The sequence below is a fragment of the Fredinandcohnia quinoae genome (assembly GCF_022427965.1).
In the GTDB taxonomy this organism is placed as follows: domain Bacteria; phylum Bacillota; class Bacilli; order Bacillales; family Bacillaceae_L; genus Ferdinandcohnia; species Ferdinandcohnia quinoae.
The window spans coordinates 1-25,555 of sequence record NZ_JAKTTI010000039.1; the positions used below are offsets into that span (position 1 = coordinate 1).

A 25,555-nucleotide genomic window follows, 5' to 3' on the forward strand; every position below is an offset into this window, starting at 1 on the left:
AGGAGGCTCGGCGAACGCCCCCCGGAAAGCAAACACCTGGAGCGGAAATCAACGTTTTTTAATCGCAATTCCATCCCAAATTGACAAGAGACACCGAGAGGGAATCCTCTCGATGCCTTTTGTCGACAATCTGGCACCATTACTGAGTAATGGTGTTTTTAATTTGTAATAATGTCCAATTAAATTAAAAACTATTATTTAAAATTAATATATGTTAATATAATACATGTTTCGACAAAATTCTAGATTGCTATTTTAATAGATAAAAATATTTAAAATGGGGAAGGGGTACATTTTGAAAAAATATATTAAAAAAGCTCCATATTTATTATTCTTACTGGTAATACCTCTACTTGCCATCATCTATACGTTATTAAATAATAGAGCTAATAATGCTGTAGATATTTCCACTACATTCGATCAAGCAATTCCATTTTTACCGATTTTTATCATTCCTTATATAATTTGGTATGCATATATATTTTGTTATTTAATCTACTTTTGTTTTAAAGATACAACGGTTTTTATAAAATCACTTATCCTGATTACCATGGGTGAGCTTGTATGTTTTGTCATTTATTATTTCTTCCAAACAACAGTACCAAGACCTACTCTATCTGGTGATGGTTTTCTAACAATGCTAGTTCAATGGATTTATTCAAATGATCAGCCGTATAATTGTTTTCCTAGTATCCATGTGTTAACAACATTTGTGATTATGCTAGCTTCGATTAACATCAAAAATAAACATATTTTAAATACAATTAGTATTCATGTAATTGGATCTTTAATTATCCTTTCAACATTGTTCGTGAAACAACATGTGATATTTGACATGATTGGATCAATGTTACTAGTGACCTTTCTTTACGGAATCGCATTTGAACTCATTACATTTAGGGTTAGTAGGAAGATGAAGACTGTTTACGTAGAAGAAAAATAACTTATATAAAAGACAGGAGCATAAAAAGTAGCTCTTGTCTTTTTTTGCTTTAATCCCTGGAATCTACCAAATACTTTTTGTATTTATCTCTTTTAAAACGAACGTTTATTCGATAAAATAGGTAGTAGAAACTAGAGGTGAGTTATGATGATCGGACGTAAAAACGTACATGAACTTATTACATTATTAAAGCAAACTCCACAGTATTCAAAGAATATTGTTCATTGGCATACAATTGAGGGAAAACCTGCTATAGAAGCAGAAATACCTAGTTCAGTAGATAACAGGTTAAAAGTGGCATTAAAAAAAAGAGGTATTTCCTCGTTATATACTCATCAAAAGTTGGCCTATGAAGTTGCTAGAGATGGTGCGAGTTATGTTGCTGTTACACCGACAGCATCAGGGAAAACACTTTGTTACAATCTTCCGGTTTTACAAACAATTGTTGAAAATAACGAAAGTCGAGCACTATATCTGTTCCCGACAAAAGCGCTTGCACAAGACCAAAAGAGTGAATTAAATGAGATTATCGAGGAAATGGATGTCCAAATTAATAGCTATACGTATGATGGAGATACTTCCGCAAATATACGCCAAAAGGTAAGAAAAGCAGGACATATTGTTATCACTAATCCAGATATGCTTCATTCTGCGATATTGCCACATCATACGAAATGGGTTTCATTATTCGAAAATCTAAAATATATTGTCGTTGATGAGCTTCACACATATCGTGGGGTTTTTGGAAGCCATGTGGCTAATGTTATTCGAAGATTGAAGCGAATTTGTGCTTTTTATGGGAGTAATCCTGTTTTTATGTGTACATCAGCAACGATTGCAAATCCACAGGAACTAGCTGAGCAATTAACAGGTGAGTCAGTAACACTAATTGATAATAATGGCGCACCGACAGGTAAAAAGCACTTTGTGTTCTACAATCCTCCTATCGTAAATAAGCCACTTAATATTCGCCGAAGTGCAACTTTAGAAGTGAGGAACCTTGCTAGTGAATTTTTAAAAAATAAAATCCAGACGATTGTGTTTGCTAGAAGCAGAGTGAGAGTTGAAATCATATTAACCTATTTGCAAGAGTTAGTTAAAAATGAGTTAGGCACTAAGTCGATTCGAGGATACCGTGGCGGTTATTTACCAAAACAGCGCCGTGATATCGAACAAGGTTTAAGGAATGGTGATATTTATGGAGTTGTTAGTACAAATGCTTTAGAACTAGGCGTTGATATTGGCCAATTACAAGTATGTATTATGACGGGGTATCCAGGTACAATCGCAAGTGCTTGGCAACAAGCGGGTCGTGCAGGGAGACGCCAAGGCGAGGCAGTTATTGTGATGGTTGCAAGCTCAAGTCCTCTTGATCAATATATGATTCAAAATCCAGAGTACTTCTTTAGCCGTAATCCAGAAACTGCAAGAATTAATCCAAATAATCTTGTGATTTTGGTTGACCATATTAAATGTGCAGCATATGAATTACCATTTAAGCAAGGAGACACCTTTGGTGAATTGGAGCTTGAAGATATATTGGAATTTTTAACGGAAGAAAGAGTCCTCCATTATTCTGGTGATAAATGGTATTGGATGAATGATTCTTTTCCAGCACATAACATTAGCTTACGTTCGGCATCACAGGAAAATGTCGTAATCATTGACCAAACAAATATTGCTGCAGTAAAGGTAATTGGTGAGATGGATCGATTTAGTTCAATGACACTCTTACATGAAGAGGCAATCTATCTCCATCAAGGTGTTCAATATCAAGTGGAAAAACTTGATTGGGAGGAAAAAAAGGCATATGTGCGTGAGGTAGAAGTTGATTATTTCACAGATGCTAATTTAGCGGTTCAATTAAGAGTGTTAGAGATTGATAAGTTAAAATCATTGGACTCGGTAGAGATTGGTTTTGGGGATGTTACAGTACAGGCGATGGCTACAATATTTAAAAAAATTAAATTTGAAACCCATGAAAATATTGGCTCTGGTCCAATCCACTTACCTGAAGCGGAACTTCATACCTCTTCTACATGGATATCCTTTAAAATGAATGAAATAGAGGGTTTAAGTAAGCATAGGATTGAAGAAGGATTAATTGGTGTGGCAAATGTTATAAGACATGTAGCCCCTTTATTAACGATGTGTGATCCATCAGACCTCCATGTTGTCCCACAGGTTAAGGCGACACATAACGAGCAACCTACAATCTTTTTATATGATAGATATCCTGGAGGAATAGGACTTTGTGAAAAGGTGTATGATCTGATGGAACGGATATTATTTGAGGCAGAACAGATGATCCATAAATGCTCGTGTGAATCTGGCTGTCCTTCATGTATTGGGACAGATGTTATACACGTGAATGCAAAACTTGATGCTCTAAATCTTATCACTAAGTTGAGACTTGGTTAAAACCTTTATCAATAGGCTAGTTAGGAGAGCGCTTATGTCAATTAAGGGGAAATTGAATCGTTATAAAAATCATATTGTTAAAGAAGTGGATACTGCATTTAACAAAAAACTTATTCATACATCAATGAAAGATCATGAGATTCCATTTCTTGAAAAGTGGCGTTCATTTGGAGCAGAACCTTTTTATTTTGATGGCTCATTTTGCTTTGTTAGAACAGTTGATTACCCTCTTGATTATCAACATGGGATATATCCATTTTCAAAATTAGCAAATGTAGTGGATATGTGGAATTCACAAGGGTTGAATCATCCTTTATCGACAAATGGCCACAAAATGTCTGATCTTTTCTTCTTTGATACGGAAACGACAGGACTTGGTGGTGGGGCAGGAAATACGATTTTTTTACTTGGTCATGCACGAGTTCAAAAAGATCGAATCATTTTAAAACAACACTTTTTACCTAATCCTGGAGCTGAAGTTGCTTTATATCAAAGTTTTTTATCAATTGTAGACTATAAAACACTTGTTACGTACAACGGGAAAGCATTTGATTGGCCACAAGTTAAAACAAGGCATACTCTAATAAGAGATGCGATTCCAAAACTTCCTGAATTTGGTCATTTTGATTTGTATCATGCTTCAAGAAGACTATGGAAGAACAAACTTGAATCTGTTAGATTAGCGAATGTGGAAAAAGAGATTTTAGGGATAAAGAGAGTAGGAGATGTTCCTGGATTTTTAGCTCCAATTCTTTATTTTGATTATCTTGATAATCAAGATCCTGAAGGGATATTTGGAATCTTACAACATAATGAGATTGATATTCTATCGTTGATCTCATTGTATATACATCTTTCTGGGATCATTCTCCAGTCGGAATCAAACGATAATATTTCCGAACAATTTGAGGTCGCAAAATGGCTTGATACATTAGGTGAAACAAAAAAAGCAGAAAGCCTGTACGAACAGGTTGCTGAACATAACGAACTAGATGTAATGAAAGCAAAATTAGCGCTTGCTTTTCTATATAAGAAACAGAATAAAGTGGATGAATCGATCCATTTATTTCATGAAATATTTGAAATAGGATTTGAAGGTGAGAAAGTCATCTCAGGAATTGAATTATCAAAGCATTATGAACATCGTGTTAAGGATTTTAAAAAGGCACTTAGTTTTGCTTCTTCTTCATTTGAATACTGGAAAAACCAGAAGGGTGAAAGGAAGAAAAAAGAAGAAGTTGACTTTGTAAAAAGATTGAATCGGTTGGAAAGGAAATTTCAAAAAGAGAAGGAAATATTCCCCGGGTAAGCGCATAATCAGCGATATTTCGATAAAAAATTTGTCGATTATATGAATTTTTTGAACTTCCTTCATTTGTTATTGTAGAACTATGTAATACCATGTAAAATGATTACTTGTAAATGCAGAGTTTATTATTTTAATTGGAGAGAGTTTACGTGTATAAAAAAATACTATGGTTATATTTCGTAGTTATTTGTTTAATTGTTTTCATCTTGTCTAGTATTCGAGACGGCTCTTATGCTTTATTATAATAAAGTATTTGTTCAAACAGTTGGATCTTTTTTAGACTTTTTTAACTTCATATAGAAAAATAGGTGTTTACATTAGTACATGTATCACCCTTCCTTCATAGGCTATTAAGGAAAGGCAGATGAAGGAAAGGAGATAAAAAAATGAATTGTAGACCCAATGTAATGCAACCGATTGTTCATCCAACAAAATGCTGTGTGCAGCATCATTGCTGTAAGACGATTGTTCCACATATTCATCCATCACACACAACTAATGTAAATCATCATATGTATCAGCATATGCACTATTTCCCACACACTGAATCTGTTGCAAATGAAGTTTCAAATCAACATTTTAACTGTGGTGGAAGACCACCAGGTCCCTTCTTTGGAAGGTAAAATGACTAGACAATTAGTGTAAGTTTTTTGTGTGTTTAATAAAAGTGTGAAAAGAATTAACAATTAATTCAAACAGGAACTATTACAGGTTCCTGTTTTACATATAGCATGAATCTAATATTTGTACATGAATGTTAATAAGGAGCAAACCGTGATTAAGATAGTTGCAGTAACAGGTTATAAACCTTTTGAACTTGGAATATTTGGTCATAATCATCCAGCTGTTGGCTATATAAAGGCAGCACTAAGAAAAAATTTAATATCCTTTTTGGAAGATGGTCTTGAATGGGTAATTATTAGTGGCCAATTGGGTGTAGAACTTTGGGCTGCTGAAGTTACCATTGAACTACAAGAGTTCTACCCTGAATTGAAACTTGGCGTCTTTACCCCTTTTTTAGGACAAGAGGAAAAGTGGAAAGAAGAAAGCAGAGAGTATTACGAATTCATATTATCCCAAGCAGATTATGTAAATAGTATAACGAATAGGAAATATGATAATCCAGTTCAATTTCGATTGAAGAATACTTTTTTTCTTGATAAAAGTGACGCGTTATTAATTATGTATGAAGAAGAAAAGGCTGGAAGTCCGCAGTACATGTATGCTGAAGCTAAAAAACGAAGTGAAAATAGCGACTATGCAATATATACAATTGATTCTTATGATTTACAAATGATTGTTGAAGAGGAACAATTCAAAAATGGCGATATGTAGAAAAAAGTTAATGTTAAATTGACAATACATGAAATTTCTGAAAAAATAGAGTAGGAATAATGGGGAAAGTGTATCGAGGTGAAGAATATGTTATCAGATAAAATTAAATTAACAGCGAAAGATATTCTTGAGAAAGAATTCAAAACAGGAATGAAAGGCTATAAGCAAGAAGAGGTTGATAAATTCTTAGATGTTATAATTAAGGATTACGAAATATTACATCAAGAGATTGAAGAATTACAACATGAAAATACTAGATTAAAACGTCAATTGGATGAATCATTTAAAAAGCAGCCACAACCACAAGCTCAAACAGGCACTACAAATTTTGATATTTTAAAACGTTTATCAAATCTAGAAAAGCATGTTTTCGGAAGTAAACTCTTTGACTGATTTTAAAATGTTAAAAGTTTACAGTCAGAAATAGTTGCATTTTATTTTGAAATTTATTATACTATCATTTGCACGCATTAATAACGTTCGGGTAATCGCTGCAAAGTTTTTATACTTTGTAGAGGAAAGTCCATGCTCGCACGGACTGAGATGTCCGTAGTGTTCGTGCCTAGCCAAAAAATAAGCTAGGGTAGTCTGGTGTATACTGGGCTAACGGCAGGGAAAAAACCTAAGTCCTTTAGGGGATATGGTTTGACTACCTTTAAAGTGCCACAGTGACGTAGTCTTGTAAGAAATTACAAGAGTGGAACGCGGTAAACCCCTCGAGCGAGAAACCCAAACAATGGTAGGGGCACTTTCTCTAAGGAAATGAACGATGAGAAGGACAGATGATGAAATTCATCTGTAGACAGATGATTACCACTAGTGTACGAGGCTTAAGCCGCTTGAAGTACGCTGGAACAAAACATGGCTTACAGAACGTTATTGATGAACAATAATAAGACATACGTATAGAGCTCTCCATCATGGAGAGCTTTTGTATTTGCTTTATGATTACATATTATTTATTCTTGTAGATACGACAACTTTTTATATGGTAAGGGTGAATGGAGTGGGAAAAATAACGTTAATTGCAACAGCTGCAATGGGGATTGAAGCTGTTGTTGCTAAAGAGGTACAGGATCTTGGATATGAATGTACGGTTGATAACGGCAAGGTAACATTTGAAGCAGATGAGAAGGCGATATGTCGAAGTAATCTATGGCTCCGTACAGCGGATCGGGTGAAGCTAAAAATTGCTGAGTTTAAAGCGACAACATTTGATGAACTTTTTGAAAAGACAAAAGCAATCCATTGGGGAGAGTATATTCCTGAAAATGCCGAATTTCCGGTCATTGGTAAATCGATAAAATCTACATTATTTAGTGTGTCAGATTGCCAAAGTATTGTTAAGAAAGCAGTGGTTGAAAGTCTTAGAAAACATTATCGAAAATCGAGTGGCTGGTTTGAAGAAAATGGCCCCTTATTTCGAATTGAAGTGGCTCTTCTTAAAGATGTGGCCACATTAACAATTGACTGTAGTGGAGTCGGACTTCACAAACGAGGATATCGGGCAGGACAGGGGGAAGCGCCATTAAAGGAAACACTTGCGGCTACTTTAATTAAGCTTACAAACTGGACAGCAGATCGTCCTTTTATTGATCCGTTTTGTGGATCAGGAACAATTCCGATTGAAGCAGCATTAATAGGTCAAAATATTGCACCGGGATTTAATCGAGACTTCGCATCAGAGGACTGGGATTGGATAGGGAAGAAAAATTGGAATGAGGCAAGACAAGAGGTTGAAGACTTAGCAAAATATGATCAGCCAATTGATATAGGTGGATTTGACATCGATCATAGAATGATCAAAATTGCTCAAGAAAATGCTGAAGAAGCTGGCTTAGGTGGGATTATTAATTTTAAACAAATGCAGGTTAAGGATTTCACAACAACAAAAGAAAATGGTGTAATCATTGGTAACCCACCATATGGAGAACGATTGGGAGAGAAGAAGGAAGTAGAAATGATGTATAAACAAATGGGCGATGCTTTTAGAGAGCATGAAACATGGTCAGTTTATATGCTTACTTCACACCCCGAATTTGAGAAGTTTTATGGAAAACCTGCAACAAAAAAACGAAAATTATTTAATGGATTTATTCGCACAGATTATTATCAATTCTGGGGAAAACGTCCACCAAGAAAATAACAGTTCATAAACAGAAGTGAAAGATTAGCTTGTTGGAGGACTATAAAATGATAAGAGAAAAGCTTCCTTTTAATGTAACTAAAAATGATAATTTTTTTAATAAACTAAATGACTGGATTGGGGACGTTTTTTACGATATTCTTCCTGAAAAAGGATTTGAACTAAGGGATGAACAGATATTTATGGCTTTTCAACTCGAAAGGGCATTTAAAGAAAAGTCAATTGTTTTTGCTGAGGCAGGAGTTGGAACAGGAAAGACGATTGTATATCTTATTTATGCAATATGCTATGCAAGATACATTGGGAAGCCAGCAATTATTTCCTGTGCAGATGAATCCTTAATCGAGCAGCTTGTTAAGCCAGAAGGAGATATTGCAAAAATTGCGGAGGCACTAGATTTAAATATTGATGTACGCTTAGCAAAAGCCCAGGATCAATATCTTTGCTTAAGAAAATTAGATGATGTTAACCGTTCTTCACAAACAGAAAATATTGCTGAAATTTATGAGAGTTTACCGAGTTTTGTAACCAATCATTCTACATTGCAAACATTTCATCATTATGGAGATCGTAAAACATATCCTAATTTAACGGATGAGGAATGGAAGTTAATTTCTTGGGATTCTTTTCAGGATTGCTTCTCATGTGATATGCGCCATCGGTGTGGACAAACACTATCAAGAGACTTTTATCGAAAGGCCGTAGATTTAATTATTTGCTCCCATGATTTCTACATGGAGCATGTGTGGACAATGGAAGCAAGAAAAAGAGAAGGACAGCTACCATTTTTACCGGAGAGTAGCTGTGTCGTATTTGATGAAGGCCATTTATTAGAATTTTCAGCGCAAAAGGCACTTACATATAGAACGAAGGAATCTACGCTTGAATCATTACTTACAAGATTATTGGAAAATGATATTCGTGAGGAATTTGCTCTATTAATAGAATCAACTATTGAGCAAAATGAGCTATTCTTTTCTCAATTAAAAAAACATTGTCAAAAAGTAGAGGGATCAGATCGATTCGATATTAACTTCACGTCTGGATTACTGAATGAAGCTAATCGTTTGTATAATATGCTTGACAAAATTGGAGAGGCTTTGGTTTTTGAAAGTGAAACATATACAATCGACCATTATGAATTGAATATTGTTGATGAATATCTTGATCAGATGGAGTTTTCATTAAAGCTTTTAATAGAAAGAAATGATTCAATTGCATGGGTAGAAATTGTTGATGATAGTAGTACATTGGTTATCATGCCACATGCAGTTGAGGACATTCTCGGTACAAAAGTATTTTCGAAAAAAATCCCTTTTATTTTTTCTTCAGCAACATTATCAGAGAATAAATCATTTGATTACATTGCTAGTAGTTTAGGGATAACAAATTTTCAATCCTTCTCAGTGGAATCACCATTTGATTATGATGAACAAATGCACATTCAATTGCCTATATTTTCAGTAAATCAATCGTTCGATAAAAAGGTAAAATATGTTTTTGAGGAAATCAAGAAAACAGATGGAAGAGCTTTACTATTATTTAATACGAAGGAAGAACTCATTAAATTTAAAAAAGAATGTGAATGCCAATCGGATTTTGAATTTCTATTTGAAGGAGATCAAGAAATTAGTCAATTAGTTTCCAGATTTCAAAATAATGAAAATAGTATATTATGTGCAGTTTCATTATGGGAAGGACTAGATATCCCCGGTCCATCACTATCTAATGTGATTATCTGGTCACTGCCATTTCCACCGAATGATCCCGTATTTCAAGCGAAGCGTAAAGATGTAGAGAACTCCTTTTGGATGGTTGATGTACCATATATGCTATTACGACTTAGACAAGGGATAGGTAGATTGATCCGTACAAATAATGATCGCGGACGAATCAGCATTTTATTAGAAGAAAATCTTGAAAACTCTTGTTTTGATAAAATAAAAAATATCTTACCGTCAAAGAAATTGTCCAACTAAAAGGAATTTCCCTTTTTTTGTTGAAGTATTATAGGAATATATTTTTTTAGGAGGATAACCATGACTAAGGACATTCAAAATGTTGAACAAGAGTTTTTACAATATCTGAAAAAAATGACTAGTTATAATGAAGCGATTGGGCTTATGCACTGGGATTTAAGAACAGGAGCACCTAAAAAAGGGATTGAACAAAGATCTGAAGTGATCGGTATGTTATCTTCTGAAGTCTTTCATATGTCAACCTCTGATGAAATGGCAGTTTATATTGAAGAGCTTACAAATGTTGAAGCTGAAAAAGTCATAAGTGAGATAACAAAGAAAGCTGTTGAGGAATGTAAGAAAGATTATGAACGTAATAAAAAAATTCCAGCAGCCGAGTTTAAGGAATTTGTAATTTTACAATCAAAGGCTGAATCTGTTTGGGAAGAAGCGAAGGAAAAGTCCGATTTCAAAATGTTCCAGCCATACTTAGAAAAACTAGTTACCACTAGTAAAAAATTCCTAGAGTATTGGGGCTATGAAGGTAATAAATATAATACATTACTTGATATGTATGAACCAGGGATGACAGTAGAAATACTAGACACTGTTTTTGGACAGCTTAGAGAAAAAATCGTTCCACTAGTTAAAGCAATTTCAGAGTCACAACACAAACCAGTTACATCATTTTTATATGAAAAGTTTCCAAAAGAGAAGCAACGTGAGTTAAGTGTGGCCTTATTAAAGGAAATGGGCTATGACTTTGATGCAGGCCGTCTTGATGAAACTGTACATCCGTTTGAAATTTCATTAAATCCAGGGGATGTACGTGTAACAACAAATTATAATGAATTAGATTTTAGACCTGCAATTTTTGGTACAATTCATGAGGGTGGACATGCTTTATATGAACAAAATATTTCAGCTGATTTAGTTGGAACAAATCTTTGTATGGGTACATCAACAGGTATCCATGAATCACAGTCACTATTTTATGAGAATATTGTTGGGCGCAGCCATTCTTTTTGGAGTCGTTATTATGACTTATTGAAGCAACATTCTGACGGCCAATTTGATCATGTTTCTGTAGAGGATTTCTACAAGGCAATCAATGAATCAAAACCATCACTTATAAGAATTGATGCAGATGAGTTAACGTATCCACTACATGTAATGGTAAGATATGAAATTGAGAAGGGTCTTTTCAATGATGAAATAGAAGTTAAAGACTTACCAGAAATTTGGAATGCTAAATATGAAGAGTATTTAGGAATACAACCTGATAATGATGCAATAGGTGTTCTTCAAGATGTTCATTGGGCTGGTGGAAGCTTCGGCTACTTTCCTTCATATGCTTTAGGTTATATGTATGCTGCCCAATTAAGGAATGCAATGATAAAAGACTTACCTAACTTCAATTCATTATTGGAAGAGGGGAATCTAATTCCAATTAAAGAGTGGTTAACTGAAAAAGTCCATCAATATGGAATGCTAAAAAAACCTTTAGATATTCTAAATGATGTAACTGGAGAGGGATTAAATGTTAATCACCTAATCAAGTATTTAGAAGAAAAGTATCATGCCATCTATCAATTATCCTAATGACACAAAAAAGCTGCTCCAAAAGACGGAGCAGCTTTTTCATTATAGCAAATTTTTAAATCCTTTTGAACCAGGAGGGGCATTTTGAATCATATCTATAAATGGTATCGTATACGCGATTAAAATCAATACTGCCAACACCCCAACCCAAAGCTTCCAGTTTTCTAAAAGCTTAGGAGTCTTTTCTGCCTCATCTGCAACTTCTCCGACAGGGAATTCTGTTTCACCTTTTGGTGCAAAGAATGCAAGATTGATAACAATAATCAAGATTAGGATTATCCCGATAAATAGGATTGATCCACCAATTGCTTGTGCGATTTGGTAAGGGATCCATTCATGAGCTTGGGCTGCATCACCATAGGTTGAAAATGATGAACGTCTAGGTGCTCCTAATAGACCAGCTGCATGCATTGATGTAGACATAAATGCCATACCGATTGTCCATACAATTGTTTGGACGATAGCTAATTTGTTCATTGCTTTTGTCATTACACGCCCTGTTAAGTGTGGAATTAACCAATATGATATCCCAAAGAACGTTAAGATTACGGTTGTAGCTACTGTTAAATGAAAATGGCCAGTAACCCAAATCGTATTATGAATAACTTGGTTCATTTGATGACTTGCGTTAATAATACCACCTGCACCTGCAGGGATGAATACTAACATGCCGACAAATGGTGCAAAGAAACGAGCATCTCCCCAAGGTAATTTTTTAAACCAACCGAAGAGACCTGTTGCGCCTTTCGAACGACCGTACATTTCAAATGAAGCAAACATTGAGAAAGCTGTCATTAGAGATGGAATTACAACTAGGAAGGTTAATACAACCTGTAAATATTTCCATGCTGGATCGATACCAGGTTCTGTTAATTGGTGATGGAATCCAACCGGAATTGAGAATAATAAGAATAATATAAACGAAAGTCTTGCTAATGCATCTGAGAAAATTTTTCCACCAATAATCTTTGGAATCACTACATACCAAGCCATATAAGCTGGTAATAGCCAGAAATAAACGAGTGGATGTCCAAAATACCAGAATAGTGTCCGACTTACTAATACGTCAATCGTTTCAACCCAACCAAATGACCATGGAATAAATTGAATGAGTACAGTTGCTGCTACTCCAAGTGTGGAAACTAACCATAAAATCATCGTCATAATTGCCATATAACTTAGAAGTGGAGTAACAGCACCTTTGTTTGCTTTTTTCCATTTACCAAAATGAGTAAACATAGCAAAGCCACTAATCCAACTACCAACAATCACAAGTGCCAATCCAATATAAAATGCTGGATGTGCTTGTAGCGGGGCATAGAAAGTATATAATACAGATGCCTCTCCTAATAGAATTGTTGTCGCAGTTGTAGCTGTACCAATTGTCATTACCCAAAAACCAATCCAGCCAGATAAACGAACTTTATCGCTTAATGTGCCAGCTGTTTTACTAAGTGATGCGAATAAAAATCCAATAATGAAAAAGGTAGTAAGTACAAGTCCTAATAATACACCATGTGTTGTTAATAATTGATAATAGCCAATCCCTGCTGGTAGTTCATATTTTCCGGAACGTACTAAAGTTTGTAGTAATCCTGCTGTCCCACCTAGTGCAAGTGCGATAAAAGCAACATAAATGTGTACCATTGCAAGCTTTGCATCTTTTGGTGCTACTTTACTATTTGATTTAATCATTACTCGGTCACCTCAATTTTTGCGCTCATTAAGTGGTGTCCAGCTCCACAATATTCATTACATACAATTAAAAACTCACCTGTTTTATTAAATTTCTGAGTATAAGTGCTTATATAACCTGGTTCAAGCATCATGTTAACGTTTGTGCCAGCTACAGAAAAACCATGTACAACATCTTTTGTTGTTACATTAATTTTTACCTCTGCACCTTTCGGTATTTTTATTTCACTCGGTGTAAAAGCAAATGCTTGTGTAACTATATTTAATTCATATTTATTGCCTTCGATATGTTTTAAACCTGGGTTGTCAAATGGTGCAGTTTGATCCACTTTTTCAGGGTCAATTGTTTGAATATTACTTGCGGGTTGGTGTCCCATCGCAAATGCGCCAACTCCAACTACTGCTAAAAATACGATTAACGTACCAATACCAAAAGTTAGCCATATTTTTTCAAACTTATGGAAATGCATGGCTTTTTCTCCTTTCAACTCTCACATAATTTCATCAAAAACACTTTTTTAAATTTACAATCTGTCTAAAAATAGAAAATACACACCTAACCATGAAACAATTAGGAATGCTCCTAGAATAAAAACAGAAGCTAGTGTCCCTTTTAAGGAAGAATGATCATCTTCAACCTTTGACTTTGTTTTCGTTTTTGTAAGCTCTGTTTTAGGCATTCTTTACAACCCCTTTCACATAGTAAGAATAAACAATATTTACAATTTCATAATACAAAACAAAAACGCAAAATCCAGCGTGTTTATTGGATTTCACAAATTGTTCATTCCTCACCTAAACACTATGTTAATGGTGTAAAATCATTATTTCAGTGATATTTATCACATTTAAAGTTGTGGTAATGTGAATAATTTGTGACATAGTTTTATTGTCAGATAATGAACGGCAAACATATCTTAAAGAAAAAGCGAAATAGGTGGTAAGAATGATTCGGTTTTATTGTTCAAATTGTCGGATACTATTGCTAGAAAGTGATGAAAAATGCATAAAATGTGGAAGTAAAAAAATTGCTCATATCGATATACACGTTCAAAAAAATAATAATCGCACAAAATAAATCACAATGACATAGGTTTTGCCATACTCTAAAATAGGCTGATGTCTACAAGGAGGTAATTTAGTCAATGGCAAAAATAAAAAATTACTATGCAGGCTCTAATTCGAGTATCGGTTTTTATTCTTTATATGATGAGGCCTTAAAAGACCTTGAAACTCTCTATATTTTAAAAGGTGGTCCTGGTACAGGGAAATCAACCTTTATGAGAAAGATTGGGCTCATCTTCATGGAAAAAGGATATGATTTAGAATATTTACATTGTTCTTCGGATAATCAATCTATTGATGGTCTTATTGCACCGGAACTTAAACTAGGATTTGTAGACGGAACGGCACCACATATAATCGAACCTAGGTACCCTGGAGTAGTTGAAAAGGTTATCGACCTTGGTCAATATCGAAATGATCTATACTTAAGTAAACATCGAGATAGCATTATCGAATTAACAGATGACATCTCAAAAAGTTTTTCTTCAGCATATAAATTTTTTGCAGAAGCAAAGAAAATTCATTTAAAGCGCGAGGAAATCTATGTTTCATCAATGGATTTTAAAAAAGCTGATGAGGTATTATCATCTCTAATTGATGAAATATTTAGTAAATCCTTCGATAGGGAGAATAGACCAAAGAAACGGAAACGATTTTTCGGTGCTGCTACACCAAAGGGTGCTGTTAATTTTATTGATAATATTACAGAGGATATTAACAAAAGATATATTATAAAAGGAAGACCAGGTAGCGGAAAATCAACTCTTATGAAAAAAATTGGAAAGCATGCTGAAAATCTAGGATTATCTGTTGAATATTTTCTTTGTGCATTTGATCCAAAAAGTATTGATATGGTAATCATTCCTTCAATTAGCGTAGCAATCCTCGATGGTACATCACCACATGCAATTGATCCATTCCGAGAGCTTGATGAAGTCGTCGATATGTTCTCCTTATGTATGGATCCAAAAATTGAAACAACTTTCAAAACAGAGATCAATGAATTAAATCTTGCGTATAAAAACAAAATGACACTTGCGACAAATTATTTAAGTGAGGCAAAAAGATTACACGACAAACTAGAAGAGTTCTACAAAGAAGCGATGGACTTTGCAAAAATTGATGCGAAGAGGGAGGAAATTGTTAGTTACATTATTCAAAAGCCATAATTTTACTAGTGATTCTTAATTACTTTTACGGTATACTAAACATGCACAACAACCAAAAGCAACAACTCCTTTAAAACGTGAGCTTTCCCTGTACACAATGGGAAAGCTTTTTTTGTATACATATCTTTAAATTGGTAAAAGTAACCTTAATAATGTTATATCACCAAAGGGGGGTATCAGCATGCCAAAGGTTCTATCAATTGGTATATGTAATCCACCAACTATCATTGATAAGGACAGCTCTACTAAATTTGTTAGGGATTTATTTAAAGAACAAATACCTGATATTCATCGAATGCTGAAAATATTTGAAAATGGTGGGATAAGAAAAAGACATATTAGTGAAAATTTATCCTGGTATGGAGAGGAACATAGTTTTGAAGAAAAAAATAATACATATATTGAGAAATCAATTAAATTTGGTGTGAAGGCAATAAATAATTGTTTAAATAGTAATTTTCTCAAGGTTCCAGTTCCAATTGATGAGATATCAGCATTTATTTTCATTTCAAGTACTGGAATTGCAACCCCTAGTATTGAAGCGAGGATAATGAATCAGTTGGACTTTTCTCCACATACGAAACGAATCCCTATTTGGGGATTAGGTTGTGCTGGTGGTGCAGCGGGATTAGCAAGGGCATTTGAATATTGTAAAGCATATCCGACAGCAAAAGTAATCGTTCTAGCAATTGAACTCTGTAGTCTGACCTTCCAAAAAAGTGATTTATCAAAAAGTAATCTAATTGGTACTTCATTATTTGCTGATGGTGTGGCTTGTGCTTGTGTAATCGGAGACGATGTTGATTGGAAGGAGTTTTCTAATAATTCGGTGTTACCGTCAATTATTGATTCTCAATCGACGCTAATGAAGAATTCAGAGGATGTAATGGGTTGGTCAGTAAAAAATAATGGTTTACATGTGATTTTTTCTAAGGACATACCAACAATTGTACGAACATGGTTAAGAGGAAATGTTGAGCTATTATTAGAAAAGCATAGCATGTCATTAAATAATATTCAGCATTTTGTTGCCCATCCAGGTGGAAAAAAAGTACTAGATGCCTATGAGACTTCACTTAGCTTTCCGCCAACTATGACGAAGGTTTCAAGACAAGTTTTAAGTGAATATGGCAATATGTCTTCGGCCACAATTATTTATGTTTTAAAAGAATTTATGGAAGCAGACATTGGGGAAAATGGAGAAATTGGCCTACTTGCTGCTCTTGGACCAGGTTTTAGCTCGGAAATACTATTGATTCAATGGGGGAACTAATGATGATTTTTTGGTTATTTATCCTATTTATCATATTACAACGAATTGTTGAATTAGTGCATGCAAGGAAAAATGAAAAGTGGATTAAATCACTAGGTGGCTATGAAGTCGGTCATAAGCATTATAAGTTTATTGTGCTCATGCATATCTTCTTTTTCTTGACTTTGATGGTAGAAGTGAGTCTATTTGATAAAAATCTCTCATATTTCTATCCATTACTCTTTGGTTTATTTTTTGTTACACAAATTGTTCGTCTTTGGGCAATTTCTTCACTAGGTAGATATTGGAATACGAAAATAATCGTTCTTCCCACACACCAAATTGTCAAAGTAGGTCCTTATAAATATTTGAAACATCCCAATTATCTTATCGTCTCATTTGAAATCATCCTCATTCCACTTTTATTTCAAGCATATGGAACTGCTGTCATATTCACATTGATGAATTTGATTATACTTTCGATAAGAATCCCAATTGAAGAGCGGGCACTTCAAGGGTATTTTAATGAGAAGCATATAGAATTAAAAAGTAATTGAAAAGTTCGGTAATTGTTGGTAAAATGAGCGTAGATGAAAATAATTATCACTATCAATATATTTTTTAGAGGTTGGTGAATGGAATGATCTACACGTTTCTAGCGCTTACAATCAGTGTATACAGCTACATAATGTATCACGTTCTTAAGAAGGTTAGTCATTCACACTAAATAATAAAGTATTTCATTCGATTAGTAATGACACAAAACCAGGGATACCCTGGTTTTTTTATGTCAAAAAATAAGATTATAGAGTAAAATACTAATATATAGATGAAATGTAAGTATTTTTAAGGGGAAGAGATATGATTCAAACAGTAAAAACACCAAAAGTAAGTAAAAATGAGTTATTAAATCGTTTACCTTTATTTTATGAGATGGTAAGAAAAAATGAAGATCATGAGAACGCTTTAAAAATAATACAGCTTATGGATAAACTTTATCATTCTGAATTTATGATTGGCTTTTGTGGCCATTTCTCTGCAGGAAAATCGAGTATGATTAATCATCTTGTGGGAGAAAACTTGCTTCCGTCGAGTCCAATACCGACTAGTGCAAATTTAGTTAAAGTAAGGTCTGGTAGAGAGTATGCACGTATATATTATAAAAATGGAAAAATAATCGAATACCCGGAAAACTATGATTACGATCTAATAAAATCATATTGTAAAGATGGTGAATCGGTTGATTCTATTGTAATAAGCCATAAGAATAGCCATTTGCCTCAAGATGTAACAATAATGGATACACCTGGAATTGATTCAACTGATGTTGCACATAGGTTATCTACAGAATCGGCCCTTCATTTGGCCGATGTGCTTTTTTATGTGATGGATTACAATCATGTACTTTCTGAATTGAATTTCCAATTTACTAAGGATTTAACCGATCATCATAAAACACTATATTTAATAGTCAATCAAATTGATAAGCATAAAGAATCAGAACTAAGCTTTTCTAGCTTTCAAGAAGGAGTGAAGGAAGCATTCAATAATTGGAATGTTTCCTACTCAAATATTTTCTTTACGACTCTAAAAGGTGGTAATGACGATAAAAATGAACTGGAAGATGTAAAAAGTTTACTTTTGGAAAAAATTAATCATAAGGATGAGCTTTTACTCGATGGCGTTTATAACGCAGCACAACAAATTATCCTTGACCATTTAGCTTTTTTAGATGAACAAAATTCTGGAGAATCTGAACGTCATAAAGAAATATTATCAATCTTAACACCTGCAGAAAAGGAACTTATTCCGAAAACGATCGATGATTTAAAAGAGGAAATTAATCAATTACAAATTGAACGTGATGATATCCGTGATTCCTATTTGGCAGGTGTTGACAAACTAATTACAAATGCAAATTTAATGCCATTTCAAACAAGAGAACTTGCAAGAGTCTATTTAGAATCAATGCAATCAGATTTTAAGGTTGGATTATTATTTTCGAAAAATAAGACGGAAAGGGAACGTGATGACAGACATCAAAGATTTTTCCATGATCTACAAGAGAAGATATCAACTTCATTAGAATGGCATTTAAAGGAGTTTATTACGAAAGCGATAAAAGACGCGAACATGAATTTCCTTTTATCAAAGGTACAAGAAATGTCAGTAAGTATCCAACCAATTGACCTCGATAAATTGCGTAAACCAAGTGCTAGACCAACTGGCGAGTATATATTAACGTATACAAATGATGTAAGTAATGAGATAAAGAAAAGGTACAAACAAGTAGCAATTAATTTATTGAATGAGCTAGTGGTACATTTGCAAAACAATGTTATTGAACAAGAAAAAGAATTAAAGGTGGAGCTAAATCAATATTTGGAATATATGGATTCTATAGCTGCCTTGGAAAAGCTTAAAAGAAATCGAAATGAACTACGTCAATCCTTACAGGAGATTCTCACAGGAAAATATCAAGGCCGTAATGTCAATATTGCTGATTTTATTGCTGAATTTATAAAAGAAGAGATAGAGATTTCATCAACTGAGGAGATCCTTAACGAAATAGAAAAGCGACAAGTAGAGGAAAAAAGAAGTCTTGAAGACGATTCTAATTCTAAAGGTAAAGTGCTAAATGGAAAAACAAATGCTAATAAAACAATTCAACATCTTAAAAAAGCCGAAGAGCTAATCAAACCCATTACTGGATTATCGACAATTGCAAATGATATGAAAGATAAGGCATCACGCCTTGAGAATAACCAATTTACAGTCGCACTGTTCGGGGCATTTAGTGCTGGTAAATCTTCATTTGCAAATGCTCTAATGGGTGAACAGATTCTTCCAGTTTCACCGAATCCAACAACCGCAACAATCAATAAAATTACATTTCCGACAACTGAGCATCAACATGGCACTGTTGTTGTAAAACTTAAATCTGAACAGCAATTACTACAAGATATTAACCATTCTTTGCAGGTCTTTGGTGAAAAAGCTCATTCACTAGATGAATCTTTAACGCTTATCAGAATAAGGATGTCAAATAGAACGGATATAAATGCAAAGGAAAAACCACATTATTCATTTCTGAATGCGGTCATTGATGGGTTTGAGCATATTTCAAACCATATTGGTAGTTGTTTAACAATTACCATGAATGAATTTAGTGAATTTGTTGCAAAAGAGGATAAAGCTTGCTTTGTTGAGTGGATTGAGGTTTATTATGACTGTCCATTGACAAAGCAAGGGATTACGTTGGTAGATACTCCTGGAGCGGATTCAATCAATGCTCGTCATACTGGAGTGGCATTTGAATATATAAAAAATGCTGATGCTGTCCTTTTTGTTACGTACTACAACCATGCCTTTTCACAAGCGGACCGTGAGTTTTTGATTCAATTAGGTCGTGTAAAAGATACATTTAGTATGGATAAAATGTTCTTTATAATTAATGCTGCTGATTTGGCAAATTCGCCTAATGAGCTAAATGAAGTGCAGGATTATGTTGAAGGAGAGCTAATCAGCTATGGAATCCGTCTTCCACGACTATATCCAATCTCAAGTAGGGTAGCATTACTTGAAAAACAAAAGGAAAGTACCGAAAAAGAGAAAGGGATTTTAAAAAGCTCAGGCATTGATAAATTTGAACATGATTTTCAATCATTTATAATTGAAGAATTAACGGAAGTAGCAGTAACTGCAGCCTATGCAGAAATGGAAAGGGCATATATAGTAGTCGAATCATATATTGAATCTGCTTTGGAAAGTAAAGATGTAAAGGAAACGAAACTGAGGGAAGCAACGAAGCAACTTGAACAAATCAAATCGATTATCAAAGTAAAAGATCACGATCTCCAAGTAGGCTTGATGGAACAAGAAATCAAGGAGCTTATCTATTATATAAAACGAAGAGTTTTTATTAGACTTCCGGATCTGTTCAAGGAGGCATTTAATCCGACTTCTCTTAAGGATGATGGTGGGGATATTAAAAAGGCGTTGCAAGCCTGTTTAGGTGAAATGCTACAAGCTTTTGGATTTGACTTATCACAAGAGCTTCGGGCAACCTCTCTACGTATTGAAAAATTTATTTCAAAATTATTTACCGAGATGGTAGTAGGGTTAAATAAAGAAATCCAAATGATTCACTCTAGTGTAACAATATCGAATCTAACTGATCAAAAATTTAATAAAATTGAGTTTAATGACGCACTTCAGGACGAAGATAAATTGAAATATAAAAAAGCATTGGCTCAATTTAGAAATCCGAAAGTATTTTTTGAGAAAAACGGAAAAAGAGAGATGCTTGCTGAAATTGAAGGACTTTTGCAAGAGCCTGTTGATTTCTATTTGGAGGAAAATAAGAAATTTATTCAGGATACTTATCGTATCCAATTTAGAGATACCGTTAATATGCTCCAAGAAAAAGCAATACGTGAAGTAAATGATTATTTTGAAGGGGTAATGAAAATATTAACTGAAGATGTTAATATCGATTATCTTGAAAATGTTAAAAATCAATTAAGTACTATTATTAATGTCCGATAATGTGGATTTATTTTCTTTCTTTCGCTAATACTATGAAACAAAACGTAAAATAAGGAGCGAAAGTTCATGAAAATAAATAAGCAAGACCGAAAAGAAATCGAAAAAGATAATAAGCAAATTAATTCCATGCCATATCGTTTTCCTTCATACGCGGAAATAGAAGCAGAGAAAATGAAAAGCAAGTAAGCGAATCCCCCCTTTTAGGGGGTTTTTTTAAATGTCTTATGGCAGGAATAGACAATTTCTACTAGTCATTCTTATGTTATAATAATAATTATGAAAAATTGGACAGGAGGGATATTTTGATTAAGCAGAAAGTAATGTTAATTGATGGAATGGCTTTATTATTTAGATCATTTTACGCAACAGCGATGAGCGGTTATTTTATGGTAAATAGTAAAGGCATCCCTACGAATGGAATGCATGGATTTGTCAAACATATGATGACAGCGATCAATAAGTATAAGCCTTCACATGTGATTTGTTGTTGGGATATGGGCAGCTCTACATTCCGTAATGAGCTTTTCCCTGAGTATAAGGGAAATCGTGGTGCACCACCAGATGAATTAATACCGCAGTTTGATCTTGTAAAAGAAGTCGTTGAGTCATTTGATATACCAAATGTGGGTTTAAGTGGTTATGAGGCTGATGATTGTATTGGTACTCTTGCTAGTCAATATAGTAAGGACTCTGAAGTGATTATATTGACTGGTGACCAGGATATTTTACAACTTTTAGATGAGAATATTACGGTTCTTATATTAAAAAAAGGGATTGGAAACTACGCTGAATATACGTCATCCTATTTCTATGAAGAAAAAGGAATAAGTCCGAAGCAAATGGTTGATTTAAAAGCGTTAATGGGAGACTCTAGTGATAATTATCCTGGTGTAAGAGGGATTGGTGAGAAGACTGCTCTAAAACTTCTTCAAGAATATAACTCAATTGAAGGTATTTTAGAAAATGTCGAGTCTTTAACAAAATCACAAAAAGGAAAAATTAAAGAAGACCTTGAAATGCTCCATTTATCACGTAAGCTTGCGAAAATTCATTGTGAAGTACCTGTATTATGTTCATTGGATGATGCACAAATCAAAATTAATCGGATAAAAGTATTAGAAAAATTTTCAGAATTAGAATTTAAAGGATTAGATCAATTTATTGGATAGGGGACTCATGATGAGTACCCCTTTTTTATATCTAACTCCAGCACCTAGGCCCTCGAGGTCAAATAACCTGATGCAAGAAAAGTCAAAGTGCGACTTTTTTGCATCAGAACATTTGCTTGTCGGGCCTGAACAAGGTGCTTGCGCTTTCCATTTGTGCTTGCGCATTTTTTCTTATATTTTAGTATTTTTCTTTTTAGCTCTTTGTTCTAATTGACTTTTTGGTGCCATTGATTCTGCAGTATCTTCGTTATAGCCCTGTGGATTTACTCCTTTTGAGGCTTTACCTCTATTATTTGCTTTTTGTGCCATTGGTTATCTTTCACCTCCATTACGTATTATTTCCAACAAAGTTTGTATTATGTTCTGAATAGAAATGATTCTTAACTTGAAAACTATTCATGAGGTGAGGGAAGTGAACAGAGCAATTTATATTGCACTAGTTTCGATTGGCCTAGCGCAGTTTATAAAAATTCCGATAAAAAAGTTTAAAACAGGTTTTTGGGACTGGAAGACAATGTTTGAAACAGGCGGTATGCCAAGCTCGCATTCAGCTGGTGTTTCATCATTAGCTACCTATATCGCCTTAAGAAGAGGTGTTTCAACAATTGATTTCGGATTATCATCAATATTTGGATTAATTGTTATGTACGATGCACAAGGAGTTAGAAGACAAGCTGGAGAATTAACATTAAAGGTAAATGAATTGGATGAAGAGATTGAACGGATGGAAGGACAAAAGGATCATCACTATCATGATCGAAAAGAAGATCGTTTGAAAGAAATGCTTGGTCATCAACCTAAGGAAGTTGTCGGAGGAGCTTTATTTGGAATGTTAACAGGAACAATCGGTTATTTACTCACAAAAAAATTATAGTCTTTCGACAAAGATTGCGCTAAGATAATTATAAAAGCTATTTTATTGGGATGATGTCAAATGTTGATAATAGGAAAAAAAGTGGATGAATATCTACAATTCTTAGCGCAAAAGGGATTTCAATTAGGGGAAGATGCGATTGGTTTTATTGCGTTTGGACAGAGTTACACTGATTCTTCAGAAGATCTAGTCATAGTTGCCATTGAACTCACATTAAAAGCACAAAAAGAATTCGATGGTAGCTTCTTTATTTCATTATTAGAAATGTTAAAGGAAAATAATATTTTGACTCGAACAGAAGCATTACAATTTACGAAAATGAAAAAAATCATTCAATAAAAGCCCTCAGAGAAGTAGAGGGCTTTATCACATTAATTATTTTTGCCTAATTCCTTGCCTTGCTAATTTATCTGCAACGTTATTTTGATTGCTAGGAACCCATTTTATAAAAAAAAGATCAAACACTTTGGATAACTGAAGTGAACGGTCTAATAAAGGAATAAAGTTTTTATGTTTTACGTATTCTTTCTCCATCGCACGGTCTACTAATTGTGAGTCAGTTCGAAAAGAAACAATTTTGAATCCTTTTTCAATACAAATTTCTAATCCCTTTATTAATGCGTGAAACTCTGCTTCGTGATTAGACATAATACCAAGAGAGAAAGAGTATTGTTCAACGACACCATTTCCTTTAATAAATACACCTGCTCCTGATTGGCCAGGATCCCCAGCACTTGCACCATCAATATATACTTCGATCAAACGTTTTACCCCCACATTGTTAAAACTAGTTGTATTTTACCATATTAAAAAGTGTATAATGTATGAAAATATTGGGAAAATGAAACTAAGTTTCATTTAGAGAGGACTGACATTATGAAACTTAAGGTTGAGTGGATATATAAGACCCCTAAAAATAAGGAAGTTTGTCTATTATCAGATGAATTACCTGCTGATGAGGCACTTCTTATATCAGATGATTTTGAAAAAACAGGAAGAACGAAGGGAATTTCCTTTTATGATGAAAAACAAACAAAATGGACGAAAAAAGAGCTTGAAAAATTATTAAAAATAATTGAAACTGAGCCACAGGATGTAATTGCGTATTTTGATGGTGGTTTCGACCTCCAAACAAGAAAAGCCGGTTTGGGTGTGGCCATCTATTATTCTCAAAGTAAGAGGCAGTATCGTGTAAGAGTGAATGAAATTTTTGAAGAGCTGGAGTCAAATAATGAAGCAGAATATGCTGCATTTTGGTTAATGCTTAATACATTAGAAGAAATAGGTGTGCAGCATTGTTCAGTTACTTTCAGAGGGGATTCCCATGTTGTGTTAAAACAATTATCTGGTGAATGGCCTTGTTTTGAGGGCAATTTAAATCGATGGCTTGACCGAATTGAGGAAAAAATTTTAAGTTTGAATATATATCCTATGTATGATCCCATCTCTCGTAAACAAAATGGTGAAAGCGATAAGCTAGCTTCCCAAGCATTAGAAGGTACGGTTGTTTCGAGCAAAATTGAAATTAAAGGTTAAGTAAATAAGCCTAACAAACATAATTATTTACTATAGAGTAAGTTATAAACAGGAGCTGAATTAACTTTGAAACGAAGAAAACTGATTTTGGAAGTTGGTGAAGTACTCGACACATACTGTCAGGATTGTTTTGTGAAAGATTATTTTCGAAAAGAATATGGAAAACGTTATGCTCAATCTTTTTGTATTGAAAAATGTACGGTAGGCGAGAAGCTTAAGGAATATGGAAAACAGTTGTCATAGAGCATATTTCACAAATAACCCAACAAAAAAAAGGCTGAACAATGTCAGCCTTTTTTTCGTGTAACTATATATATCAAATCATTTAATTATAGTTTCACTACGTTTGCAGCTTGTGGTCCGCGGTTTCCTTCAACAACTTCAAAAGAAACTTCTTGACCTTCCTCTAGAGATTTGAAACCCTCACCTTGAATTGCAGTAAAGTGAACAAATACATCATCTCCACCTTCAACCTCGATAAAACCAAATCCTTTTTCATTGTTGAACCATTTTACTTTACCGTTTTGCATATT

At 34.1% G+C, this 25,555-nt stretch carries 24 protein-coding genes and 1 other RNA gene; 19 read left to right on the forward strand and 6 right to left on the reverse strand.

Annotated features, from left to right (window positions below):
* The first annotated feature begins 295 nt into the window (after positions 1-295).
* From MJG50_RS18505 to MJG50_RS18550, 10 genes are all read left to right on the forward strand, one after another.
* Positions 296-943, forward strand: coding sequence for a phosphatase PAP2 family protein (locus MJG50_RS18505; protein ID WP_240257252.1), 648 nt, complete (start codon positions 296-298; stop codon positions 941-943).
* 147 nt (positions 944-1,090) lie between these two features.
* Positions 1,091-3,364 carry a DEAD/DEAH box helicase gene (locus MJG50_RS18510; RefSeq protein ID WP_275695668.1) on the forward strand — a complete coding sequence of 758 codons (2,274 nt, stop codon included), beginning with the start codon at positions 1,091-1,093 and terminating at the stop codon, positions 3,362-3,364.
* A gap of 34 nt (positions 3,365-3,398) precedes the next feature.
* Positions 3,399-4,673 carry a ribonuclease H-like domain-containing protein gene (locus MJG50_RS18515; protein WP_240257253.1) on the forward strand — a complete coding sequence of 425 codons (1,275 nt, stop codon included), beginning with the start codon at positions 3,399-3,401 and terminating at the stop codon, positions 4,671-4,673.
* A gap of 386 nt (positions 4,674-5,059) precedes the next feature.
* On the forward strand, positions 5,060-5,296 hold the full coding sequence (locus MJG50_RS18520; protein ID WP_240257254.1) for a spore coat protein: 237 nt from the start codon (positions 5,060-5,062) through the stop codon (positions 5,294-5,296).
* Positions 5,297-5,450: 154 nt separating this feature from the next.
* A complete protein-coding gene (locus tag MJG50_RS18525) occupies positions 5,451-6,008 on the forward strand; it encodes an SLOG family protein (protein WP_240257288.1) in 558 nt (185 codons plus the stop codon).
* Positions 6,009-6,095: 87 nt separating this feature from the next.
* Positions 6,096-6,401, forward strand: a complete 306-nt coding sequence (gpsB, locus tag MJG50_RS18530; protein ID WP_240257255.1) for a cell division regulator GpsB — start codon at positions 6,096-6,098, stop codon at positions 6,399-6,401.
* A gap of 83 nt (positions 6,402-6,484) precedes the next feature.
* Positions 6,485-6,882: RNase P RNA component class B (rnpB, locus tag MJG50_RS18535), an RNA gene on the forward strand.
* A 132-nt stretch (positions 6,883-7,014) separates the two neighbouring features.
* Complete coding sequence (locus MJG50_RS18540; RefSeq protein ID WP_240257256.1) at positions 7,015-8,154, forward strand: THUMP domain-containing class I SAM-dependent RNA methyltransferase; 1,140 nt, start codon at positions 7,015-7,017, stop codon at positions 8,152-8,154.
* A gap of 47 nt (positions 8,155-8,201) precedes the next feature.
* The gene (locus MJG50_RS18545; RefSeq protein ID WP_240257257.1) at positions 8,202-10,133 is read left to right on the forward strand and encodes an ATP-dependent DNA helicase; all 1,932 of its coding nucleotides are present in this window, start codon (positions 8,202-8,204) and stop codon (positions 10,131-10,133) included.
* A gap of 60 nt (positions 10,134-10,193) precedes the next feature.
* Positions 10,194-11,714, forward strand: coding sequence for a carboxypeptidase M32 (locus tag MJG50_RS18550; RefSeq protein ID WP_240257258.1), 1,521 nt, complete (start codon positions 10,194-10,196; stop codon positions 11,712-11,714).
* A 42-nt stretch (positions 11,715-11,756) separates the two neighbouring features.
* Here MJG50_RS18550 and MJG50_RS18555 read toward each other — a convergent pair whose 3' ends face one another.
* Genes MJG50_RS18555 through MJG50_RS18565 form a run of 3 tightly spaced genes read right to left on the reverse strand, consistent with a single transcriptional unit; the run spans position 11,757 to position 14,089 of the window.
* Positions 11,757-13,409, reverse strand: coding sequence for a b(o/a)3-type cytochrome-c oxidase subunit 1 (locus tag MJG50_RS18555; protein ID WP_240257259.1), 1,653 nt, complete (start codon positions 13,407-13,409; stop codon positions 11,757-11,759).
* Positions 13,409-13,879, reverse strand: a complete 471-nt coding sequence (locus MJG50_RS18560; RefSeq protein ID WP_240257260.1) for a cytochrome c oxidase subunit II — start codon at positions 13,877-13,879, stop codon at positions 13,409-13,411. The genes MJG50_RS18555 and MJG50_RS18560 overlap by 1 nt, the downstream gene beginning before the upstream one ends.
* A gap of 54 nt (positions 13,880-13,933) precedes the next feature.
* Positions 13,934-14,089 carry a cytochrome c oxidase subunit 2A gene (locus MJG50_RS18565; protein WP_240257261.1) on the reverse strand — a complete coding sequence of 52 codons (156 nt, stop codon included), beginning with the start codon at positions 14,087-14,089 and terminating at the stop codon, positions 13,934-13,936.
* A gap of 465 nt (positions 14,090-14,554) precedes the next feature.
* On the opposite strand from MJG50_RS18565, the gene MJG50_RS18570 reads away from it, so the two are divergent.
* The 5 genes from MJG50_RS18570 to MJG50_RS18590 all read left to right on the forward strand — a co-directional run bounded on the left by MJG50_RS18570 (position 14,555) and on the right by MJG50_RS18590 (position 22,612).
* A complete protein-coding gene (locus MJG50_RS18570; RefSeq protein WP_240257262.1) occupies positions 14,555-15,643 on the forward strand; it encodes a PRK06851 family protein in 1,089 nt (362 codons plus the stop codon).
* Positions 15,644-15,824: 181 nt separating this feature from the next.
* Positions 15,825-16,916, forward strand: a complete 1,092-nt coding sequence (locus MJG50_RS18575) for a type III polyketide synthase (protein ID WP_240257263.1) — start codon at positions 15,825-15,827, stop codon at positions 16,914-16,916.
* A 2-nt stretch (positions 16,917-16,918) separates the two neighbouring features.
* A complete protein-coding gene (locus MJG50_RS18580) occupies positions 16,919-17,452 on the forward strand; it encodes an isoprenylcysteine carboxyl methyltransferase family protein (RefSeq protein WP_240257264.1) in 534 nt (177 codons plus the stop codon).
* A gap of 304 nt (positions 17,453-17,756) precedes the next feature.
* Complete coding sequence (locus MJG50_RS18585) at positions 17,757-21,443, forward strand: dynamin family protein (RefSeq protein WP_240257265.1); 3,687 nt, start codon at positions 17,757-17,759, stop codon at positions 21,441-21,443.
* A gap of 320 nt (positions 21,444-21,763) precedes the next feature.
* On the forward strand, positions 21,764-22,612 hold the full coding sequence (locus MJG50_RS18590; RefSeq protein WP_240257289.1) for a 5'-3' exonuclease: 849 nt from the start codon (positions 21,764-21,766) through the stop codon (positions 22,610-22,612).
* A 171-nt stretch (positions 22,613-22,783) separates the two neighbouring features.
* Here MJG50_RS18590 and sspL read toward each other — a convergent pair whose 3' ends face one another.
* Positions 22,784-22,921 (reverse strand): small, acid-soluble spore protein L, encoded by a 138-nt coding sequence (gene sspL / locus MJG50_RS18595; RefSeq protein WP_240257266.1) that lies wholly within the window; start codon positions 22,919-22,921, stop codon positions 22,784-22,786.
* Between the two features lie 103 nt (positions 22,922-23,024).
* On the opposite strand from sspL, the gene MJG50_RS18600 reads away from it, so the two are divergent.
* Positions 23,025-23,486 (forward strand): divergent PAP2 family protein, encoded by a 462-nt coding sequence (locus MJG50_RS18600; protein ID WP_240257267.1) that lies wholly within the window; start codon positions 23,025-23,027, stop codon positions 23,484-23,486.
* A 60-nt stretch (positions 23,487-23,546) separates the two neighbouring features.
* Positions 23,547-23,825, forward strand: coding sequence for a DUF6123 family protein (locus MJG50_RS18605; RefSeq protein WP_240257268.1), 279 nt, complete (start codon positions 23,547-23,549; stop codon positions 23,823-23,825).
* Positions 23,826-23,861: 36 nt separating this feature from the next.
* On the opposite strand, the gene MJG50_RS18610 is transcribed toward MJG50_RS18605, so the two are convergent.
* Positions 23,862-24,248 carry a reverse transcriptase-like protein gene (locus MJG50_RS18610; RefSeq protein ID WP_240257269.1) on the reverse strand — a complete coding sequence of 129 codons (387 nt, stop codon included), beginning with the start codon at positions 24,246-24,248 and terminating at the stop codon, positions 23,862-23,864.
* A 114-nt stretch (positions 24,249-24,362) separates the two neighbouring features.
* On the opposite strand from MJG50_RS18610, the gene MJG50_RS18615 reads away from it, so the two are divergent.
* Together MJG50_RS18615 and MJG50_RS18620 are read left to right on the forward strand one after the other, a co-directional pair.
* Complete coding sequence (locus MJG50_RS18615) at positions 24,363-25,022, forward strand: ribonuclease H family protein (RefSeq protein ID WP_240257270.1); 660 nt, start codon at positions 24,363-24,365, stop codon at positions 25,020-25,022.
* A 66-nt stretch (positions 25,023-25,088) separates the two neighbouring features.
* Positions 25,089-25,265: a zinc-finger domain-containing protein gene (locus MJG50_RS18620; RefSeq protein WP_240257271.1), complete on the forward strand. Its 177-nt coding sequence runs from the start codon at positions 25,089-25,091 to the stop codon at positions 25,263-25,265.
* 86 nt (positions 25,266-25,351) lie between these two features.
* On the opposite strand, the gene cspD is transcribed toward MJG50_RS18620, so the two are convergent.
* Positions 25,352-25,552 carry a cold-shock protein CspD gene (gene cspD / locus MJG50_RS18625; protein WP_240257272.1) on the reverse strand — a complete coding sequence of 67 codons (201 nt, stop codon included), beginning with the start codon at positions 25,550-25,552 and terminating at the stop codon, positions 25,352-25,354.
* Positions 25,553-25,555 lie beyond the last annotated feature (3 nt).

Bases quoted from the DNA above. Each gene is read 5' to 3' on its own strand.
- MJG50_RS18515 (WP_240257253.1), top strand. From the start codon at position 3,399: ATGTCAATTAAGGGGAAATTGAATCGTTATAAAAATCATATTGTTAAA.
- MJG50_RS18580 (WP_240257264.1), top strand. From the start codon at position 16,919: ATGATTTTTTGGTTATTTATCCTATTTATCATATTACAACGAATTGTT.
- MJG50_RS18565 (WP_240257261.1), bottom strand. From the start codon at position 14,089: ATGCCTAAAACAGAGCTTACAAAAACGAAAACAAAGTCAAAGGTTGAA.
- MJG50_RS18560 (WP_240257260.1), bottom strand. From the start codon at position 13,879: ATGCATTTCCATAAGTTTGAAAAAATATGGCTAACTTTTGGTATTGGT.
- MJG50_RS18605 (WP_240257268.1), top strand. From the start codon at position 23,547: ATGTTGATAATAGGAAAAAAAGTGGATGAATATCTACAATTCTTAGCG.
- MJG50_RS18520 (WP_240257254.1), top strand. From the start codon at position 5,060: ATGAATTGTAGACCCAATGTAATGCAACCGATTGTTCATCCAACAAAA.
- MJG50_RS18615 (WP_240257270.1), top strand. From the start codon at position 24,363: ATGAAACTTAAGGTTGAGTGGATATATAAGACCCCTAAAAATAAGGAA.
- sspL (WP_240257266.1), bottom strand. From the start codon at position 22,921: ATGGCACAAAAAGCAAATAATAGAGGTAAAGCCTCAAAAGGAGTAAAT.
- MJG50_RS18550 (WP_240257258.1), top strand. From the start codon at position 10,194: ATGACTAAGGACATTCAAAATGTTGAACAAGAGTTTTTACAATATCTG.
- MJG50_RS18510 (WP_275695668.1), top strand. From the start codon at position 1,091: ATGATCGGACGTAAAAACGTACATGAACTTATTACATTATTAAAGCAA.
- MJG50_RS18575 (WP_240257263.1), top strand. From the start codon at position 15,825: ATGCCAAAGGTTCTATCAATTGGTATATGTAATCCACCAACTATCATT.
- cspD (WP_240257272.1), bottom strand. From the start codon at position 25,552: ATGCAAAACGGTAAAGTAAAATGGTTCAACAATGAAAAAGGATTTGGT.
- MJG50_RS18585 (WP_240257265.1), top strand. From the start codon at position 17,757: ATGATTCAAACAGTAAAAACACCAAAAGTAAGTAAAAATGAGTTATTA.
- MJG50_RS18590 (WP_240257289.1), top strand. From the start codon at position 21,764: ATGTTAATTGATGGAATGGCTTTATTATTTAGATCATTTTACGCAACA.
- MJG50_RS18570 (WP_240257262.1), top strand. From the start codon at position 14,555: ATGGCAAAAATAAAAAATTACTATGCAGGCTCTAATTCGAGTATCGGT.
- gpsB (WP_240257255.1), top strand. From the start codon at position 6,096: ATGTTATCAGATAAAATTAAATTAACAGCGAAAGATATTCTTGAGAAA.
- MJG50_RS18555 (WP_240257259.1), bottom strand. From the start codon at position 13,409: ATGATTAAATCAAATAGTAAAGTAGCACCAAAAGATGCAAAGCTTGCA.
- MJG50_RS18545 (WP_240257257.1), top strand. From the start codon at position 8,202: ATGATAAGAGAAAAGCTTCCTTTTAATGTAACTAAAAATGATAATTTT.